Raw genomic sequence first — 17,621 nt, 5'->3', positions numbered from 1 at the left:
GCCTCAGAACAGCCGAGGGCCGCGCCCCCTGCCGCTCGCTGATGGATCGTCGTTCTCGTCGGTGACGACCTTGAGCGGCCCGAGATCGGACCCGAGCGCCGTGAAGATGCCGTCGGTGATCCCGACGTCGACGACGCGCGGCTCGATCTTCTCCGCCCCGGGGGTCGCGTCGGTCAGCACGTAGATCCGGCCCTTCTTCGGCGGGAGCGGCTCGAGCGGCGGCGCCTTGATCTCCTTGCCGTCCTTGTCCCGCGCCGGGGCGGGCTTGAACCGGAGCGCCGCGTTCGGCAGCCGCCGCACCCCCTTGGCCTCGGCGGACCGGACGCTCACCGTCGCCGTCATCCCCGGCCGGAGCTTGACGTCGGGGTTGTCGACCTCGACGACCGCCGCGTACGTGACGACGCCGGACTGGCTCAACGGGCTGTAGCGCACCTGGCTCACCGTCCCTCGGAACGTCTCGCCCGGGAACGCATCGACGCTCACGTCCGCCGTCATGCCCTCGCGGAGCCGCCCGACGTCCGCCTCGTCGATGTCGGCGAGCACGCGCATCTTGCGGAGATCCTGGGCGATCACGAAGAGGGTCGGCGCCTGGAAGCTCGCCGCCACGGTCTGCCCGGGGTCGATCGCGCGGCTGATGACGACCCCGTCGATGGGCGAGAAGATGCGCGTGTACTGGAGGTTCGTCGTGGAGGAGCGGAGCACCGCCCTGAGCTGCGCCACCTGCGCCTTCGAGGCCGCGAGGTCGGCGAGCGCGACGTCGTAGGCGCCCTGCGCCGTGTCCAGATCGGCCTGCGAGCCCACCCCCTCCGCGACCATCTTCCTCGCGCGCTCGAGCCGCTGCTTGGCGGTCCCCAGCGACGCCTCCGAGCGCACGACGCTCGCGCTCGCCGCCGCGATCTGCGCCTGGTTCGAGTCGATCTGCGCCCCGAAGAGCGTCGGATCGATCTCGGCCAGCACGTCGCCGGCCTTCACGATGCTGTTGAAGTCCACGTAGACCTTGGTGATTCGCCCCGAGACCTGGGCGCCGATCTGCACCTCGGTGAGCGGCTTGACCTGCCCCGTCGACTGGACCACTTCGAGCACGTCGCCCGTGGTGATGTCGCCCGTGACGTAGCGCGGCGGCGGCGGGGGCCTCGTCCGGATCCGCCAGACGACGATCCCCGCGACGAGCGCTGCGATCGTCGCGAGGACGCCGAGGCGAGCGAGCCAGCGCTTCGTGCCTACCCGGGAGAGCTCCTGCTCCAGGCTCTCTCCCCCACGTCGAGGACGCGGTCCGCCCTCACGCAGGCCCCGGGCTGCCGCGCCGCCGGGCGGCGCCGGCGCGGTCGAGGCCGGTCGCGTCTCGCCCGGCGCCGCCTCTCCGGGACGGAGGCGCTCCGTTTCCGTGGTGGCCTGCGCAGCAGGGGGCGGCGCGTCGAGGGGGTCGCGACCGGTCGCCCGAGCCATGGAGTCGGCCATCGGACGTCCTCATAGCATGCTGCCGCGCGAGCGCGCCTCGCTTGAAACCGCGGAACCGCCGTGGCAGACCAACCGCCGCCCCATGGAGTCGCTGCCCATCGCAACGGATACGGTCGTCACGCTGTCCTACGTCCTCTTCAACGAAAGCGGAGAGACGGTGGATGAGGCATCGACCGCGGAGCCGCTCGTCTACACGCACGGATATGCTCAGATCGTGCCTGGCCTGGAGCGCGCGCTGGAAGGGCTGCGCGCCGGCGAGCAGCGCGAGATCACCGTCGAGCCGGAAGATGCGTTCGGCGAGCGCGATGACGCCGGCGTCTTCGAGGTGGACAAGGCGGATTTCCCCGATGGGGGCGCTGTCGAGGTCGGCGACGAGTTCGTCGCCCAGGGCCCGGACGGTTCGCCGATCGCGCTCCGGGTCATCGAGATCCTCCCCGAGGGGTTCCGGGTGGACACGAATCACCCTCTGGCGGGCCAGAAGGTGCGCTTTCAGGTTCAGGTCAAGGACGTGCGCGCCGCCAGCGAGGAGGAGATCGCGCAGGCTCAGGCCGAGCTGGAGGAGCGCATCGAGGATTCCGAAGGCGAGGGCTGCTGCGGTCACGACCACGACCACGACCATGATCACAGCCACCATCACGAGCACGGCGATGGTGGGGTGCTCGTGACGCTCTCGAAGAAGTCGTCATAAGCCCACCGCGAACTGGTGGGTTGTCCGAGGAGATCACATCATGACCGTAGGTGAGAAGGGCAAGCTGACGGAGCTGCAGCTCGATCGCCGGGTGCGCGAGCGCCTCCTGGCGAGCGGGACGCTCAGCGCGGGGACCATCGAGGCGCACCTCGCGGGCTTGCAGGACCTGGAGGAGCACGCCGAGGGGATCGCCGTCGATCAGCCGGCGCTCGGCGCGTCAGCGCATGGGTCGCGGATCGAGCCCGAGCTCGACGACGAAGGGGCAGAGTGAGCGACGCGAAGAATCGGGAAGAGCTCCCTCCGCCGGGGAGCCCCCCGGAGCTGCCGACGCTCGACTTCTCGACCTTCGTGCTGTCGATCATCGGCTCCGCGTACGTGCACCTCGGCGACGCGCCGAGCCCCGACGGCAGGGAAGAGCAGAACCTGATCCTCGCGCATCAGGACATCGATTTGCTGTCGCTCCTCCAGGAGAAGACGAAGGGGAACCTCTCGGGCGACGAGGAGAGGTTGCTCGAGCAGGCGCTCTACGATCTGCGGATGCGCTACCTCGAGGTCTCGAAACGATCGTGACCGTTGGCGCCAGGGCTCTCCTGTGGGTCCTCCTCGCCTCGCTGGTCGCCTCGTGCAGCAAGGCCTCTCCTGGCCACTCTTCCAGCGCAAGCAGCGCCACCGTCCCCTCGGGCGCCGTGCCGGTGGCGATCGCGCCGCCTCCGTCCGCGCCGCCTCCTCCTCCGATCGTCCGCTCCGAGGGCATGCCCGGCTCCTTCGCGCCGCTCGCGCGCAGGGCCGATCCAGCGGTCGCGACGGTCAAGGCGCGCGTCGAGCGGCAGCAGCAACCGGGCGGCCGCCGCCGCACGGTCGCCGAGGGGCTCGGGACCGCCTTCGTCTATGATCCAGAGGGCTTCCTGCTGACGAACAACCACGTGATCGAGGGCGCGACCGACATCCTCGTGAGCTTCGTCGACGGCCGCGACATCAAGGCGACCGTCATCGGCCGCGACAAGCACACGGACGTCGCCGTGCTGAAGGTCGACGAGAAGGGGCTCCCGTCGCTCCCCCTGGGCGACTCGGACACCATTGAGGTCGGCGACTGGGTGGTCGCGATCGGCAACCCCTTCGGCCTCTCCCACACGGTCTCGGCGGGCATCCTCTCCGCCAAGGGCCGCACCCGGGACGACGTGAAGGGGCTCGACCCGAGCGGCTACTTCAACTTCCTCCAGACGGACGCGAGCATCAACCCCGGCAACTCCGGCGGCCCGCTCCTGAACCTCAAGGGCGAGGTGGTCGGCATCAACGCGGCCGTGCGCGCCAACGCGAACAACATCGGGTTTGCGATCCCGATCAACATGGTGCGGCAGCTGCTCCCGATGCTGCTGCGCGACGGCAAGATCCGGCGCAGCCAGGTCGGGGTGATCGTCGACGTCCTGAACTCGATCGAGGCGGGGCGGCTCAAGCGCCCCGATCGAAAGGGGGCGTGGGTGAAGACCGTGGTGGCGGGGGGACCCGCGGACCGGGCTGGCATCGCGCCGGACGATGTGATCATCGGCTTCGAAGGAAAGACGATTTCCGACCCGAACGAGCTCCGGTGGATGGCGAGCATCGCCGGGGTGAACAAGGTCGTTACGCTCCGCGTCGCGCGGCTGGAGCGGGTCTTCGATGTCCGCCTCACGCTGGGCGAGCTACCCGAGCTCAGCGACGAGTCCGATGAGCCGTGAGCCGAACGGCCGCCGTCTGCCGCCCGGCACGTCCGTTGGTTGCCGCGCGCCGTGCGTGGCCGCCTGCTCCGCGACCTCCCTCGTCCCCCAGCCTCCTCAGGTAAGCTGACCCCGTGGCCATTGCACCTTCTCACCCGGACGAGCTCGAGCCGGTCGCACCTCCCGGTGATCCCGGCGAGGGCGATGCGGAAGGCGACGACCTGTCCGCGGAGGGCGACCACCCCGAAACGAAGCAGCTCCACCCGCGCCTGAATAGCGCTCCCGCCCGTGCGTCCAATCGCGAGGCGCGACGGCGGGAAGCGGAGGAAGATCGTGAGCTCATCGAGCGAGCGCAGAAGGGGGACCAGGCGGCTTTCCGCTCGCTCGTGGAACGGCACCAGCGCAGGGCGTTCGCGATCGCGATGGGGCTCGTCCGCGACGAGAACGACGCGCGCGAGCTCGTGCAGGACGCCTTCCTCCGGGTCTACAAGGGCCTCGGCTCCTTTCAGGGGGGCTCCTCGTTCTTCACCTGGCTCTACAGGATCGTCACGAACCTGGCGATCGACCTCATGCGGAAGCCGGGACGCCGCGACCTCGAGCTCCAGGAGAACCAGGCGGCGGACGAGCAGTCCGACTTCCCGCTCGTCGCTCGGATCGACGGCGCGGACCCCCTCAACGTCGTCCGGCGCCGGGAGATCGCCGGGCGCATCCAGGCGGCGCTCGACGCGCTGCCGCCCTACCACCGAGGCGTGATCCTGATGCGGGAGGTGGAGGGCATGTCGTACGAGGAGATGGCTCAGGCCATGGGGGTCTCGAAGGGGACGATCATGAGCCGCCTGTTCCACGCCCGTCAGAAGCTTCAGCGCGCCCTCGCCGACTGTTACGCGGAGGAAGAGGGCAAGGCCCCAGCAGAGGACCCGGAGGAGATCGCGTGAGCACCGCCAACAGCAGCAAGGCGAATCACGGGGAAGCGAGCGCCCCGCCGACGGATCTGGAGCTGATGCTCTATGCCGACGGTGAGCTCGATGAGGCTCGCCACCGACAGGTGGAGGAGTACGTGCTCCACGACCCACGCTGCCGGGCGAAGGTCGCAGCGCTCGTCACCACGGGCGACATGGTCCGGGACAGCGCGCTGGCCTCCAGCGCGGCCGACGGCATCGCCGATGGGGTGATGGCGAAGATCCTCGAAGGGCAGGCGGGCGCCGCGCGTGTCGACGGGGGCGGCGCCGCGCGGCCGCTCGCGGCGCCGCCGTCGGGCGAGCCGCCCCGCGCTCGGGCGCGGCTCCAGGGATCGCCGGCGAACGACAACGCGCGCGGGATCTTCGCGCTGACGGCGCTCGCCGTGGCGGCGGCCGCCGCCTTGATGGTCTGGGGCAAGATGGGCGTGGAGACGCCCACCGCGGAGCTGACGGCGCAGGCGCCCTCCGCGTTGCTCGCCCCGCCGCCCGCGGCGCCCTCCGCGTCGCTCGCGGCGCCGGCGAAGGAGCCGGACGCCGCGCCGAGCTCCGAGGGGGAGGTCGAGCCCGGCGTCGAGATCGCCGCGGTCGACTTCGGGGCACGCATGGGCACCATCTTTTACGTCCCGCAGGAGGCCGTGGCTTCAGGCCCGACGACCACGGTGGTCTGGCTCTCCGATGACGGTCCGGGAGGACAGTGATGAGATTTCTTGCGAGTGCGATCACCGCGACCATGGTCCTGGCGCTCGGCGTGAGCCCTTCCCCTGCCGTCGCGCAAGAGCAGGCGCCGGCCCCCCCGCAAGCGGCGCCGTCGGACGCCGAGGTCACGTCCGAGATCGTGATCCTCCACGCGACGAACGATGGGAAAGGCATCGACCCGAAGATCGGCAAGATGCCCGAGCTCGGGAAGCCGCCGTTCTCGTCGTACAACAGCTACAAGCTCCTCGAACGGCTGAAGGTCACCCTGCAAAAGGGGAAGCCGACCACGACGAAGCTGCCGAACGGCAGCGTCCTCATGGTGTCGCTGAAGGACGTGGTCGCCGCGAAGAAGAAGGACGAGCCGAGGCGCTTCGTCGTCAGCGCGAGCATCCAGAAGCCCGGCGGCAACTCGTTTCTGCCCCTGCTCGAGGTGAACGCCAAGGCCGGCGAGAGCTTCTTCGTCGCGGGTCAGCAGCACATGGGCGGCGTGCTCGTGCTGGGCATCAAGGTCGCGCCCTGAGTCGAGGGGATCTCGCCCCTGCTCAGCGGCGGGCCGAGGACGGCAGCGCGATCGGCAGATCCAGAGAGAAGACCGTCCCGCGCGGGGCGCGCGCCTCCGCGCGGATGCTGCCGCCGTGCGAGGCAACGATGTTCCTTACGATGCTCAGGCCGAGCCCGGTGCCGGTCCCGTCGGTCTTCGTCGTGAAGAAGGGGTCGAAGATCCTCGGCAGGTGCTCGGGCTCGATCCCGTGCCCGTCGTCGCGGATCGTCACCGTGATGTAGCCGTCCTCCGGCGACATCGCGGTCGAGATGCCGAGGCAGCCGCCGCGCTCGTTCATCGCGTGCGCGGCGTTCGTGAACAGGTTCACGAACACCTGCGTCAGCGGATCGATAACGCCGCAAACCGGAGGGATCTCGTCGAAGCGCCGCTCGACGGTGACGCCCGTCTGGTCGAGGAGGTGCTCGCAGAAGACGAGCGCGCGCTCGATGATGTCGTGGAGCGAGACGGCGCCCGGCTTCTCCGTGGACGGCCGCGCGTAGGCGATCAGGTCGCGCGAGAACCGGCGGATGCGATCCGCCGCGTCGTTGATCCTCGCGAGCCGCTCGATGTCCGAGGGGTCGAAGCCGCCGCGCTCGCCCTTGCGGCGCAGGTACTCGGAGTAGGCGAGGATCGAGGTGAGCGGGTTGTTGAGCTCGTGCACGACGCCCGCGGCCATCTTCCCGAGCGAGGCCAGCTTCTCGGCCTGCATGACCTGAGCGCGCAGCGACTCGTGCGCGCGCGCCTCGCGGAGCGACGCGCCCAGGGTGAGCACGAGCCGGTCGACCAGCGCCTGTACAGGCGCGCTGTCGAGGTACGCGGCGTCGTCGGCCGCGATGTGCATCGTCGAGCGACCTCCGGGCTCGATCGCCACGACGCGCTCGAAGGCGAACTCCGGGAGGAGCCGCGCCGGATCGCGGCCGTCGTCGCGGCGAGCGCGCGGCGAGACCCGGACGGCCACCTGCGCCCCCGTCGCGCCGGGGATGTAGACGCCGAGCCCGCAGGCCGTGAGCACCTTCGCGGCCGCGCCGAGCAGCGTCGAGGCGCGCTGCTCGATGGAGGCCGACGGATCCAGCTCGCTCGACGCGATGAGCAGGCTGTCCACCCACTCGAGCGGGATGTCCCGGGTGAGGGGCTTCCGGAGCGTGACGGGAGCGTCGGACAATGGCTGCTCCCCCAGGCGCTCCGCGGTCTTTCCGCTCACCCGATCACCCTGTTCGGGTCGTCGCCGCTCGATCGGTCGAGATCGATGATCTTCGCGGCGCCGACATAGGATTTCGTCTCATAGCGGGTGATCTTGCCGATCTTGCGGACGATCTCCGCCATTCGCTCGGCTTCGCTGCGGATCGTGGTCGCGGCCCCCTTGATGGGGGACGCGTCGTCGATCCGGCGGCAGATGAGCTCGGCGTAGCCGAGCACGCTGGTGAGCGGCTGGTTCAGCTCGTGCGCGGCCGCGCCCGCAAGCTCGGCGATGATGGCCTGCTTCTCGCGCGCGCGGAGCTCCTCCTGCGCCTCGGTGAGGCGGGCCTCCATCCGCATCCGCTCCCGCAGGTCCGTGAAGATGCCGACGGAGCCGACCGGGACGCCGTTCTCGAAGATCAGCGCCGCGGAGAGGTGCACCGGGATCCGTGACCCGTCCCTGGCCAGGACCTCGGTCCGGTAGCCCTCGAGCCGGCCGGGACCGCCGTGCTCCTTCGCGTGGATGAGCCTCATGATGTGCTCGGCGTTGTGGTCGGGGTAGAGCGCGCGGGCGTTCATCGCGCCGACGACCTCCTTCGCGTCATACCCGTAGATCCGCTCGGCGGCGCGGTTGAAGAGCAGGACGACGCCCTCCATGTTGGCCGAGACGATCGCGTCGACCGAGCTGTCGATGACGCGCTCCAGGAACTCCTTGGTCTTGGTGAGCTCCGCCTCGGTGGCGCGCTCGGTGGTGACGTCGCGGAAGCTGACCAGGACGGCGCCGCTCTCCTCGCGAAGGACGCTGCTGAAGCTGAAGCTGAGGATGAGCCGCTCGTGCTCGCCCCGCCGCACGGTGAAATCCACCATGTGCGGGAACGATCCCCTGGCGAAGCCGGCCCGGATCTCCTCGAGGAGAGGGTGCTCGCGCGCGTCGACGAGATCGGCCAGGTTCGCCCTCTCGAGGTCCTCCGCCGTGCGCCCCGTGATCGCCTGCGCGCGCGGGTTGGAGAAGAGGATGTGACCGTCGGGATCGACGACGACGATGCCGTCCGCCGTCGAATAGAAGAAGTCGGCGTAGCGCTGGAGCGCCTTCAGCCGGCGCTCCGCCTCGAACCGTGCGAAGGTGCTCTGCTGCGTCTGGTCGCGGAGCGACTGCAGGATGCGCGCGTTGCGCAGGGCGATCGCGGTGGCGCTCGCGACCGTGCGGGCCAGCGAGAGCTCGTGCGCGTGGGGCGCCACCGGCTGCCGGCCGCGCAAGAAGAGCACGCCGAGCGGCTTGTCCTCGAACAAGATCGGCAGGAGCGCCAGCGAGCGGAACGCGTTCTCCGGGAGCTCCGCGCGCACGAGGTCGAACAGCGGGTGCGCCTTCGCGTCGTCGATCACGAGCACGTCGCCCGTGCGCATGACGCGCTGGATCTCGGGGTACTTGCCGAGATCGATCGGCAGATCTCGCAGCTCCTTGTCGTCGCTCGCGGCGACGACGTAACCGACGTCGCCCGCGTCGCGCACGAGGACGATGCTGCAGCGGTCGACGCGCGCCACCTCGGCGATGCGCCGCACGACCGTGAAGAGGATGTTCCGGAAGTCGAGCGTCGAGGAGAGCGCCTGCGTGAGCTCGAGGACCACCTTCGCGTCGTGCTCTTTGCGCGCGAGCGCGTCGACGTAGTCCCGGATCCGGAGCTGACCGCGGATGCGCGCGATGAGCTCGGCAGGGCGGAACGGCTTGCGGATGAAATCGTCCGCGCCGAGCTCGAAGGCGCGGGCGACCTCCTCGTCCGCGTCGAGCGCCGTCAGCACGACCACGGGGACGTCCTGCGTCCGGGGGGCGTCCCGCACGGCGCTGAGGACCACGTAGCCGTTCGGGGGCGGCATCACGAGGTCGAGCAGCACGAGCGCGGGCACGCTCGCCTTGAGCCAGGCGAGCGCGTCCGCGCCCGAGGTGACCGCGACGGCCTCGATGCCCGCGTCGGCCAGCGCGTGCAGCAGCATCTGCCGGCTGACGGCGTCGTCGTCCACGACGAGCACAGGATCACGGCGAGGCACACGCCAAGCTTAGCGACTCCAGGCTGGAGCGCTGAGAGAATTCCGGGCGTCGGCGCGGCGCTGGCGCGGCGTTGCGCACTGCATTGCGCTGCCCGCGCGGCGCTGGGATCAGGAGAAGAGATCCCCCTGCTTCGTCGCAGGAGCCGCGAGGCCCAGGTGCTCGTAGGCGCGGCGGGTCGCGACCCTGCCGCGCGGCGTGCGGCCGACGAAGCCCTGCTGGAGCAGGAACGGCTCGTACACGTCCTCGATCGTGTCGCGCGGCTCACTGAGCGCCGCGGCCAGGGTGTCGATGCCCACAGGGCCGCCGTCGTAGTGATCGACGATGACGCGCAGCAGCCGGCGATCCATCTCGTCGAGGCCGGCCGCGTCGATCTCGAGCCGCTCCGCGGTCTTCCGCGCGATCTCCATCGTGATCGCGCCGTCGCCCAGCACCTCGGCGAAGTCGCGGACGCGGCGCAGGAGGCGGTTGGCGACGCGCGGCGTCCCCCGCGCGCGCGCCGCGATCTCGCGCGCTCCGCCGGCGTCGATCGGCACGTCGATCAGGCCGGCGCTGCGCTGCACGATGCGCTCGAGCTCCTCGACGGGGTAGAAGTCGAGGCGGACGACGTGGCCGAAGCGCGACAGCAGCGGCGCGGTGAGCAGCCCGGTGCGGGTCGTCGCGCCCACGAGCGTGAAGGGCTTCAGCGCGAGCTGGATCGTCGTCGCGTAGGGGCCGTCACCGGTCATGATGTCGATGTTGAACGACTCGATCGCGGGGTAGAGGCTCTCCTCGACCGCCGGCGTGAGCCGGTGGATCTCGTCGATGAACAGCACGTCGTTGCGCTCCAGCTTCGTCAGCAGGCCGGCCAGCGCGCCCTTGTGCTCGATCGCCGGTCCGCTCGTGACATGGAGGGCGACGCCCATCTCGCGGGCGATGATGTGGGCGAGCGTCGTCTTTCCCAGGCCGGGCGGGCCACAGAACAGCATGTGGTCGAGCGGCTCGCGCCGCCGGCGCGCGGCCTCGACGAAGACCTTGAGGTTCTCCGTGTGCTTGGCCTGGCCGACGTACTCGGCGAGCGAGGCAGGCCGGAAGAGGCGGTCGAAGCGATCGTCGTCGCCTGTCTCGGCAGGAGAGAGCGCCCGTTCAGGCATGCCACGGGCGTACCGCGTGCAAGCAGCGAAGGGAAGCGATCCGCGCGGTGGCGTGGGTCGCCGCGGGGCGCTGGTCGAGGTCAGCCGAGCGCAGGGACAGAGGACAGGCGGGGACGGCGGGGGGGCGGGATGCGCGGCAGACGAGCGCGGCAGAGCGGCCGGCCGTCGGGGGCGCCGTCCACCTCGAGAGAGCCGCCGTGGAGCTCGATCACCGATCGCGCGTGGCTGAGGCCCAGCGTCAGGCCGCGCCCGCGCGCCGTGGTCTGCCGGCTGAACAGGGCCTCGAGCTCGTCCGGCGGCACGTCGCGGCTGCCGTACTCGATGTCGATGCGGACCTCGTTGTTGAACTCGCCGGCCATCGTCGCCGTGAGGCGCACGAGGCGCGCCGACGGGTCGGCCGCGCCCGTCCGGAGCGCGTGCGCGACGATGACCGCGATCGCGCGCGTCGCGTAGGCTTGATCGACCGGGATCAGCGGCAGGGTGTCGCCGACCTCGATGACGACCTCGCCGCCGGCGTCGCTCGCGAGCTCGCGCGCCTTGCGGAGCGCGCCCGCGATGAGCCAGCCGACGGACGTCGGCTGAGGCTCGAGCGTGAGCTGCCCGGCCTCGACGCGGGCGGCGTCGAGGATCGATTCGATGAGGCCAAGGAGCTCCCGGCCGCGCGTCGCGATGAGCTCCAGGCTCTCGCGCTGCGCGGGGGTCAGATCCTCCTGGCCCACGAGCTCGGCGAACCCGAGGATGGCGTTCAGCGGGCTCTTGAGGTCGTGGCTCACGCTCGCGAACAGGAGGCCGCGCATGCGCTGCGCCGCTTCGCGGGACTCGAGGGCGCGCTCCTGCGCGGCGGCGAAGACGCGGAAGCGCTCGGCGAGGTCCTCGATGGCGTGCCCGAGCCGGGCGACGACGGCGAACCGGGCGGGGCGCGCGATCTGGGTGGCGCCGCGCAGCACGCTGTCCGTGCCGAGCAGGCGGACCTGCTTCGTGGCGTGCACGAGATCGGCCGCGAGGACGCGGCCGAACAGGTTGCCGAGCGCGCCGGCGACCAGCACCGCGAGCAGCGCGACGAGCGCGCCCCAGATCGCGGCAGAGGGCTCGAGGTCGGCGGAGAACCGGGTGTTGACGCAGCCGTAGTCGAGCGGCGTGATCACGGCGATCTGCCCGTCGGCCTCGCGGCCGAAGGAGGGCTCCGAGCCCACGCAGTCGTGCTCCAGGCGCGCGAGGAACCCGAACTCCGCCGCCGCGGCCACGACGTCGTTGCGGCCGGCCGCGTCGATGGCCCCGAGCGACGGGTCGAGCGCCGTGCGCGCGATGAGCCCCGCGGTCGAGCGCCGGCTGCGCTCGATGAACGTCTGGAGATGCGCGTTCGCGATGAGCACCGCCCCGACGCCGACGAGCAGCACCGGCGTGGCGACGGCCAGGAGCAGCTTGGAGGTGACCCGCCGGCGCGGCGTCTGGTAAAGCTCGGCGGTCTCGAGCAAGGCGCCGATCGCCTCGGCCGGGCTGATCTCGAAGAGGCTGAACGCCGCGGCGCGCGTCAGCACGTAGTGCGGGATCGCGGACGCGCTGAGGATCGTGATCGCGAGGATGAGCAGGCTGACCGCGCGGCCGTCGTCGAGCTTCTCTGGCCTGATCCCGGGGATCATCATGAGGCCCGAGATCGTCGAGCTCGCCAGCACGAAGCGCAGCGCCAGCGAGGTCGGGAGCCCGGCGAACCGCTCGAGCTCCTCGTGATCGATGTCGCGCGAGCCGATCACGAGCGAGCGCAGCAGGTTCTCGTGGGTGCGCAGCCGGAGCAGCGTCAGCAGCGTGGTCGCGCAGATCGCGGCGAGCGCGATCTTGGCGCCGACCGAGAGCACGCTGGCGGCGACGCGCTGCTCGAGGATGAGCAGCTTCGGCGCGAGCGCCGCGATCGCCCCGAACGCGGCGACGCCGACCAGCGCCTGGCGGACGAGCACGCGCCTCGCGAAGTGGATCGCGTCGTCCCTCATGCGCTCCTCGGTCATGCGATCCTCCCCTGGGGGCCGCCGGCGCCGGGGTCGTTCCCGGGCGGCGCCGCCACGTCGGGCGTGGGCGGGGTCGGCGCGAACAGGGGCTGCTGCACGATCCACATCGGCAGGGTGATCGTGAAGGTCGAGCCCCGACCGAGCTCGCTCTCCAGCTGGATCGTCCCGCCGTGCATCAGCACGAGGCGCCGCGCGATCGAGAGCCCGAGCCCCGTGCCGGCCCGGCGCGAGCGCACGTCGCCGGTCTGCCGGTACTCCTCGAAGACCGCCGACGTCTCCTCCGGCGGGATGCCGGGGCCGGTGTCCTGGACGACGATCGCCGCATAGCGGCCGCGCCCCGTGATGTTGACCGTCACCGAGCCGCGCGCCGTGAACTTGACGGCGTTCGAGACGAGGTTGGTGAGGATCTGCCGCACCCTCCGCGGATCGGCGTGCGCGACGAGGGCGTGGTCCCCGGTGACGCGCAGCTGGAGGGGCTTGTCGCGCGCCGCCGCGGACGCCTCCCGCATCACCTGATCGACGAGGGCGCGGAGGTTGACGGCGCGGCGGGAGAGCTGGAGCTTGCCCGTCTCGAGCGCCGAGAGGTCGAGGATGTCGTCGATGAGCGTGCGCAGGTGCTCGCCGCTCTGCCGGATGACCGACAGCGCCTCGCGCGCGTCCTGGCTGAGCGGGCCGTCGACCTCGCTCTCCAGGACGTGCGCGAACCCGAGGATGGCGTTGAGCGGCGTGCGCAGCTCGTGGCTCAGCCCTGCGAGGAACGCCGAGCGCTCGCGGTCCATCGCGGAGGCCTGCTGGAGGTCCGCCCGGTAGGTGCGCTCCGCCGCGGCGAAGCGGGTGATCAGGAGGTTGAAGGCCGCCGTCAGGAGGCCGACCTGGTCGAGCGACCTGATCGGCACGGGCTCGGCCTGGATCACGTCCGTGGGCAGCGCGCTCTGGACCTGTCCGCGCGCCATCGCCGTGATGCGCTCGCGCAGGTAGTCGACATCGTCGCGCGCCGACTTGGTGAACGAGAGCGCGACCGCGACAGCCACGCCGAGCAGCAGCACCGTGAGCGCCGCGACGGCGTTGCCGAGCGCGATCGAGTCGGGCGGCGGGCTCGGCGCCGAGACGAAGGTGAGCACCGAGAGGTGAGAGAGCGGCGGGTGCAGCGGGCGCGCTGCGAACCGGACGCGGCCGAGCGAGGTCGTCGTCTCGCCCTTGCCCAGGGTGAGCATCTGGACGATGCCGGCCCTGGCCGGCGCGCTGAAGCTCTCGTTGATCAGCACGTGGCCGCCCTGATCGACGAGCAGGATCTCCGACCCAGCCCGCCGCGCCGCCTCCCGCAGGAACGCCGCCCGCTCCCCCTCGATGGTCCCGCGGAGCCGCGCCGAGAGCGTCGCGGCCAGCACCTCGGCGCGCAGGCTCGCGGACTGATCGCTCATCTTCGCGAGCTGGCCGATGCCGATCAGCGCGATCGCCACCGCCGTGGCGATCCCCACGACGATCACGATCGCGGGCGCGAGCGGCACGAGCGGCGTCGTGCCGCGGGGCCAGCGGATGAGGCGACGACGGCGGGCCACGGCGGAGTCAGGATGCTAGCGCGCTTCGGGCGGCGCACGGGCCACCTCGGGCGCGCGGAGGGAACTAGCGAGCGAGCGCCCTCGTGGGCGGCTCTACCTGGGATCGGTCGCCAGGAGCGCGAAGACGGAATGGTCGAGCCAGCGGCCGTCGCACCACTCGGCCTGCCGGGCGATCCCCTCGAAGCGGAAGCCGAGCCGGCTGATGACCGCGAGGGAAGGATGGTTGTCCGTCGCGGCCGCAACCCGCACGCGGTGCGCGCCCATGTGGCCGAACGCGAACCCGAGCGCGGCCCTCGCGGCCTCGGTCATGAGCCCGCGCCCGGTCGCCTCCTTGCGGAGCCAGTAGCCGAGCTCGCAAGAGCGGTGCAGGTGGACGCACGCCTCGAGCCCGACCACCCCGGCGAGCGAGCGGTGCGCGCGCTCGCGGATGACGAAGCGCAGCGCCCTGCCGTGATCCCAGTCGGCGGCGCACGCCTCGGCGAAGCGCACGCTCGCGGCCGGATCCGTGTGGAACTGCACCCAGGGAAGCCACCGCTGGAGGGTCGCGCGCGAGCCGTTGACCGCGAGCCAGAGCTCTGGCCCGTCGGACGGGTCGATCGGCACGAGGATCAGCCGCTCGGTCTCGATGGGACGGGCGCGGACCTCGCTTCGAGGTGGGAGGATGAGCATGGGGTCACCGGCACTGGATGCGGGCGGCGTAGGGCTCGAGATGACCCGCCTCGTAGTCAAGCCAGGCGACATACCACTCTCCGGGCTTCGCGCCGGGGCTGATCGAGGGCGCCGGCTGATCCCCGCTGATGCGGGCGAACTTCGTTGGCGCGCCGATGCCGTCGCGGTTGATCGACGCGGTGAGCAGGCGGCCCCCCTCGAACCAGACCAGCTGGGCCTGCCCGCTCGGCGCGATCGCGATCGACGGGCGCGCGCCCGACTTCGAGAACCGCTTGCGCCAGAGCGGCTGGCCCTTGGCCGGATCGATGTAGGCGGCCGATGCGCCCCCGAGCGGCGCCTCGCCGTGCCAGACGACGAAGCAGCCGCCCGCGCCGCAGGCGAGCGAGGGGCTGTCGCTCCGGATCCGATCGCTGTTCACGAGCGACAGGTCGCCGAGCGCGCGGTCGGCGCGCTTGCCGGGGCTGGCCGGCGGGAGCCCCTTGTTGGCGTTCGCGAGCGGGAGGCGCATGTACTGGATGACGCGCGTCGGCTCGCGATCGAAGCGGAAGGCGAGGTGCATCACGTCGTTCGCCACCGCCACCGAGGGGAAGCGGACGCGCGGCTTAGAGGGGCCCGTCGGGGTGACGTCGGTCAGCCGGATGATCTCGCCCGCCGGATCGAGGTTCGGCGAGAGGCGGCGCATGAAGAGGTCCTCGGAGGCGTTGTCGCCGTCGTCCGACCACGTGATCAGGAACCCCTCGGCGGCGCGCGCGAGCGAGGGCCACGAGTTCCCTCCGCGAGGGAAGGGCGCGACCATCACGGCGGGGCCGTCGATCCGCCCGTTGGCGTCGAGCCAGCGCACGTGCACGCCGGCCTCCGGCCCCTTGCCGTCCCAGTACGTGAGCACCAGCCGATCGCCTGCGGAGGTCAGCTCGGGGCGCCCGATGGCGCGGCCCTCGGGCGTCACGTCGAGCGCCGGCGACGACGGCCGCAGCGCGCCGTCCAGCGTCGTCGTGTAGGCGTGCTCGGTGCCGCCCTCGTGCGAGTCCGTCCAGGTGACCACCGCGCCGCGCGGCCCGAGCGCGATCGAGGGCCGGCTGGCCCCGACGACGCGGCCGCCCTCGCGCACCAGATCGTGCGTGCGCGGCCTCGCGAGGCCGGTGAGCGCGCAAGGCGCCTTGCCGCTCGCGTCTTTCAGGGCGACCTGCACGTGCTCGATCAGGGTCCGGGGCACGGGGTGGTTGCCCTTGTCCTGAGCGTCCTTCAGCAGCCTGAGCGCGGCCTTGAGATCGCCGGCGGCGACCGCCTCCTGCGCCTGCGCGACGAGCGGCGGCCACGCCAGGGCGGGCGGCTCGACGCGGGCGTCGGTGCGCGCCGGCACGTTGGCCCCGGCGGACGCCGAGGGGGCGCTGGTCGCCGACGGCGCCGCGCTGCTCGACGAGACGGGCGGCAGGGCCGTCGGCTTGAGGAACTGGCGGTAACCCGCGTAGGCGCCGCCCGCGACGAGCGCGAGCACGCCGAACACGACGAGCGCGCGTCCCGCGCCGCCTCGCTTCGGCGTCGATGCGTGCGCCAGCGGATCGGGGACCGAGGTCTCGCCCGAGCCCCCGGAGAACGTGATCTGCTGCCCCGCGCCCTGGCTCATCCGCCCGGCGATCGCGGCGCCGGGCGCGCCCGAGGTGTCCAGCCCGGCGAACGGATCTCCCCCGCGCTCCGCCGGACCCGACGGGACGGTCCGCCGCGATTCGTTGGGGGTCACACGGACGACCCCCGGCGGGTCGAACGACAGGTCGGCCGGCGGGTCGCCGCCCGGCATGACGAGCCCCGCCTGGGACGGCTCCGCGCCGCGCGGCGGCGTCGGCTGGGCGACGCCGAGCGCGACCGACAGCTCGTCGGCGAACTCCCTCGCGGTCTGGAACCGGCGATCGATGGAGCGGTCGAGCGCCTTCTCGAACCACGTGGTGAAGCTCGCCGGGAGGTCGGGGCGGAGCGCCGCCGGCTGCGGCAGGGGCGCGTTGGCGATCTGCGCGAACGTCATCGCGACGCCCTGCTCGGTCTGCCAGACGGTGCGGCCGGTGAGGCACTCGTAGGTGATGCAGCCGAGCGCCCAGAGATCCGCGCGGTGGTCGACCGCTCCCTGGCCGCGCACCTGCTCCGGGCTCATGTACGCCGGCGTTCCGAAGACCGCGCCCTCGCGGGTAAGGCGCGCCTGCGCGTCGCCGCCGTCGACCGGCGCGTAGAACTTCGCGAGGCCGAAATCGAGGATCTTCGCGCAGAGCCGGCCCTCCTCATCCTTCGTGAGGAAGATGTTCTCCGGCTTGAGGTCGCGGTGGACGATGGAGGCGGCGTGCGCCTTGGTGAGCCCTCGACACACCTGGGACACCACCGTCACGGTGGTCTCGGGGTCGAGGTACCTGATGACGGTCATCCGCTCGTACAGCGACTCGCCTTCGAGGAGCTCGAGCACCAGGAAGGGCCGCCCGTCGTCGAGCTTGCCCGAGTCGTAGACGTCGCAGATGAAGGGGCTGCGGATCGACGCGGCGGCCCGGGCCTCTCGGAGAAAGCGCTCGACCACGACGGCTGAGGTCGTCAGCTCCTGGGCGAGCACCTTGATCGCCACGCGTTTGCCGATGTCGATGTGCTCGGCCTCGTACACGGCAGCCATGCCGCCGCGCCCGATCTCGCGTGTGATGCGGTATTTTCCGGCGAGGACCGTGCCTACCGGGATCTTCGCTTTGTTCGGCAAAGCCATCAGGCAGGGCTGTCCCGCGACTGGATTCGCCAGCGCAGCCTATTCGAGCCGCGTCACAAGAACAATGGCGAGCGCAGCATGACCGTCGGGGAGGGGCCCGATCCTCTCCCTGGCGCCGCGCGAGCGAGCTCAGCGGTTCCGGAACGGCACCGTGAAAACGGATTCCACCCCGGGACGGCATACTTCATAAGGCGGGGCCCCACCTCCGGCGTCGCGGTGCGTAAGCGAATTCTCACCCCCCGGCGCGCCGCCGCGCAAGCGAGCTCTGCCTTGCCC

15 protein-coding genes are annotated in these 17,621 nt (G+C 71.6%); 7 read left to right on the top strand and 8 right to left on the bottom strand.

The genetic code is table 11. From position 1 onward, the window contains the following. Positions 1-3: 3 nt before the first annotated feature. Positions 4-1,458, bottom strand: a complete 1,455-nt coding sequence (locus WME97_RS38505; protein WP_437545088.1) for an efflux RND transporter periplasmic adaptor subunit — start codon at positions 1,456-1,458, stop codon at positions 4-6. Between the two features lie 82 nt (positions 1,459-1,540). Between WME97_RS38505 and WME97_RS38500 the strand changes: the two genes are divergently transcribed. The 7 genes from WME97_RS38500 (at position 1,541) to WME97_RS38470 (ending at position 6,015) form a co-directional block, all read left to right on the top strand. Further along, complete coding sequence (locus tag WME97_RS38500) at positions 1,541-2,146, top strand: FKBP-type peptidyl-prolyl cis-trans isomerase (RefSeq protein ID WP_437545087.1); 606 nt, start codon at positions 1,541-1,543, stop codon at positions 2,144-2,146. Between the two features lie 40 nt (positions 2,147-2,186). Beyond that, positions 2,187-2,417 carry a hypothetical protein gene (locus WME97_RS38495; RefSeq protein ID WP_437545085.1) on the top strand — a complete coding sequence of 77 codons (231 nt, stop codon included), beginning with the start codon at positions 2,187-2,189 and terminating at the stop codon, positions 2,415-2,417. Then, complete coding sequence (locus tag WME97_RS38490; RefSeq protein ID WP_012239831.1) at positions 2,414-2,716, top strand: DUF1844 domain-containing protein; 303 nt, start codon at positions 2,414-2,416, stop codon at positions 2,714-2,716. The genes WME97_RS38495 and WME97_RS38490 overlap by 4 nt, the downstream gene beginning before the upstream one ends. Beyond that, on the top strand, positions 2,713-3,861 hold the full coding sequence (locus WME97_RS38485; protein WP_437545084.1) for a S1C family serine protease: 1,149 nt from the start codon (positions 2,713-2,715) through the stop codon (positions 3,859-3,861). The genes WME97_RS38490 and WME97_RS38485 overlap by 4 nt, the downstream gene beginning before the upstream one ends. A 113-nt stretch (positions 3,862-3,974) precedes the next feature. Beyond that, entirely contained in the window at positions 3,975-4,775 is an 801-nt protein-coding gene (locus tag WME97_RS38480) for a sigma-70 family RNA polymerase sigma factor (RefSeq protein ID WP_437545083.1), read from the top strand. Beyond that, the gene (locus tag WME97_RS38475; RefSeq protein WP_437545082.1) at positions 4,772-5,497 is read left to right on the top strand and encodes an anti-sigma factor family protein; all 726 of its coding nucleotides are present in this window, start codon (positions 4,772-4,774) and stop codon (positions 5,495-5,497) included. Before WME97_RS38480 ends, WME97_RS38475 begins: the two co-directional genes overlap by 4 nt. Beyond that, positions 5,497-6,015: a hypothetical protein gene (locus tag WME97_RS38470; RefSeq protein WP_437545081.1), complete on the top strand. Its 519-nt coding sequence runs from the start codon at positions 5,497-5,499 to the stop codon at positions 6,013-6,015. The genes WME97_RS38475 and WME97_RS38470 overlap by 1 nt, the downstream gene beginning before the upstream one ends. Before the next feature lie 22 nt (positions 6,016-6,037). On the opposite strand, the gene WME97_RS38465 is transcribed toward WME97_RS38470, so the two are convergent. The 7 genes from WME97_RS38465 to WME97_RS38435 all read right to left on the bottom strand — a co-directional run bounded on the left by WME97_RS38465 (position 6,038) and on the right by WME97_RS38435 (position 17,345). Beyond that, positions 6,038-7,237 (bottom strand): sensor histidine kinase, encoded by a 1,200-nt coding sequence (locus WME97_RS38465; protein ID WP_437545080.1) that lies wholly within the window; start codon positions 7,235-7,237, stop codon positions 6,038-6,040. After that, positions 7,234-9,255 carry a PAS domain S-box protein gene (locus WME97_RS38460; RefSeq protein WP_437545079.1) on the bottom strand — a complete coding sequence of 674 codons (2,022 nt, stop codon included), beginning with the start codon at positions 9,253-9,255 and terminating at the stop codon, positions 7,234-7,236. Before WME97_RS38460 ends, WME97_RS38465 begins: the two co-directional genes overlap by 4 nt. 108 nt (positions 9,256-9,363) lie before the next feature. Further along, positions 9,364-10,386, bottom strand: coding sequence for a Holliday junction branch migration DNA helicase RuvB (ruvB, locus tag WME97_RS38455; protein WP_437545078.1), 1,023 nt, complete (start codon positions 10,384-10,386; stop codon positions 9,364-9,366). 80 nt (positions 10,387-10,466) lie between these two features. Next, positions 10,467-12,386 (bottom strand): sensor histidine kinase, encoded by a 1,920-nt coding sequence (locus WME97_RS38450; RefSeq protein ID WP_437545077.1) that lies wholly within the window; start codon positions 12,384-12,386, stop codon positions 10,467-10,469. Then, positions 12,383-13,945, bottom strand: a complete 1,563-nt coding sequence (locus tag WME97_RS38445) for a sensor histidine kinase (RefSeq protein WP_437545076.1) — start codon at positions 13,943-13,945, stop codon at positions 12,383-12,385. Before WME97_RS38445 ends, WME97_RS38450 begins: the two co-directional genes overlap by 4 nt. 93 nt (positions 13,946-14,038) lie before the next feature. After that, positions 14,039-14,614, bottom strand: a complete 576-nt coding sequence (locus tag WME97_RS38440) for a GNAT family N-acetyltransferase (RefSeq protein ID WP_437545075.1) — start codon at positions 14,612-14,614, stop codon at positions 14,039-14,041. Positions 14,615-14,618: 4 nt separating this feature from the next. Continuing rightward, the gene (locus tag WME97_RS38435; RefSeq protein ID WP_437545074.1) at positions 14,619-17,345 is read right to left on the bottom strand and encodes a serine/threonine-protein kinase; all 2,727 of its coding nucleotides are present in this window, start codon (positions 17,343-17,345) and stop codon (positions 14,619-14,621) included. Positions 17,346-17,621 lie beyond the last annotated feature (276 nt).

The organism is Sorangium sp. So ce367 (assembly GCF_051520455.1).
GTDB classification, from domain to species: domain Bacteria; phylum Myxococcota_A; class Polyangia; order Polyangiales; family Polyangiaceae; genus Sorangium; species Sorangium cellulosum_B.
The sequence above is the reverse complement of the archived record's forward strand: the minus strand, read 5'-3'. Positions and strand labels throughout refer to the sequence as shown.

What these genes read in the sequence shown, in the direction of transcription:
- WME97_RS38435 (WP_437545074.1), bottom strand. Translation starts at nt 17,345, where the DNA reads ATGGCTTTGCCGAACAAAGCGAAGATCCCGGTAGGCACGGTCCTCGCC.
- WME97_RS38505 (WP_437545088.1), bottom strand. Translation starts at nt 1,458, where the DNA reads ATGGCCGACTCCATGGCTCGGGCGACCGGTCGCGACCCCCTCGACGCG.
- WME97_RS38470 (WP_437545081.1), top strand. Translation starts at nt 5,497, where the DNA reads ATGAGATTTCTTGCGAGTGCGATCACCGCGACCATGGTCCTGGCGCTC.
- WME97_RS38440 (WP_437545075.1), bottom strand. Translation starts at nt 14,614, where the DNA reads ATGCTCATCCTCCCACCTCGAAGCGAGGTCCGCGCCCGTCCCATCGAG.
- WME97_RS38450 (WP_437545077.1), bottom strand. Translation starts at nt 12,386, where the DNA reads ATGACCGAGGAGCGCATGAGGGACGACGCGATCCACTTCGCGAGGCGC.
- WME97_RS38495 (WP_437545085.1), top strand. Translation starts at nt 2,187, where the DNA reads ATGACCGTAGGTGAGAAGGGCAAGCTGACGGAGCTGCAGCTCGATCGC.
- WME97_RS38500 (WP_437545087.1), top strand. Translation starts at nt 1,541, where the DNA reads ATGGAGTCGCTGCCCATCGCAACGGATACGGTCGTCACGCTGTCCTAC.
- ruvB (WP_437545078.1), bottom strand. Translation starts at nt 10,386, where the DNA reads ATGCCTGAACGGGCGCTCTCTCCTGCCGAGACAGGCGACGACGATCGC.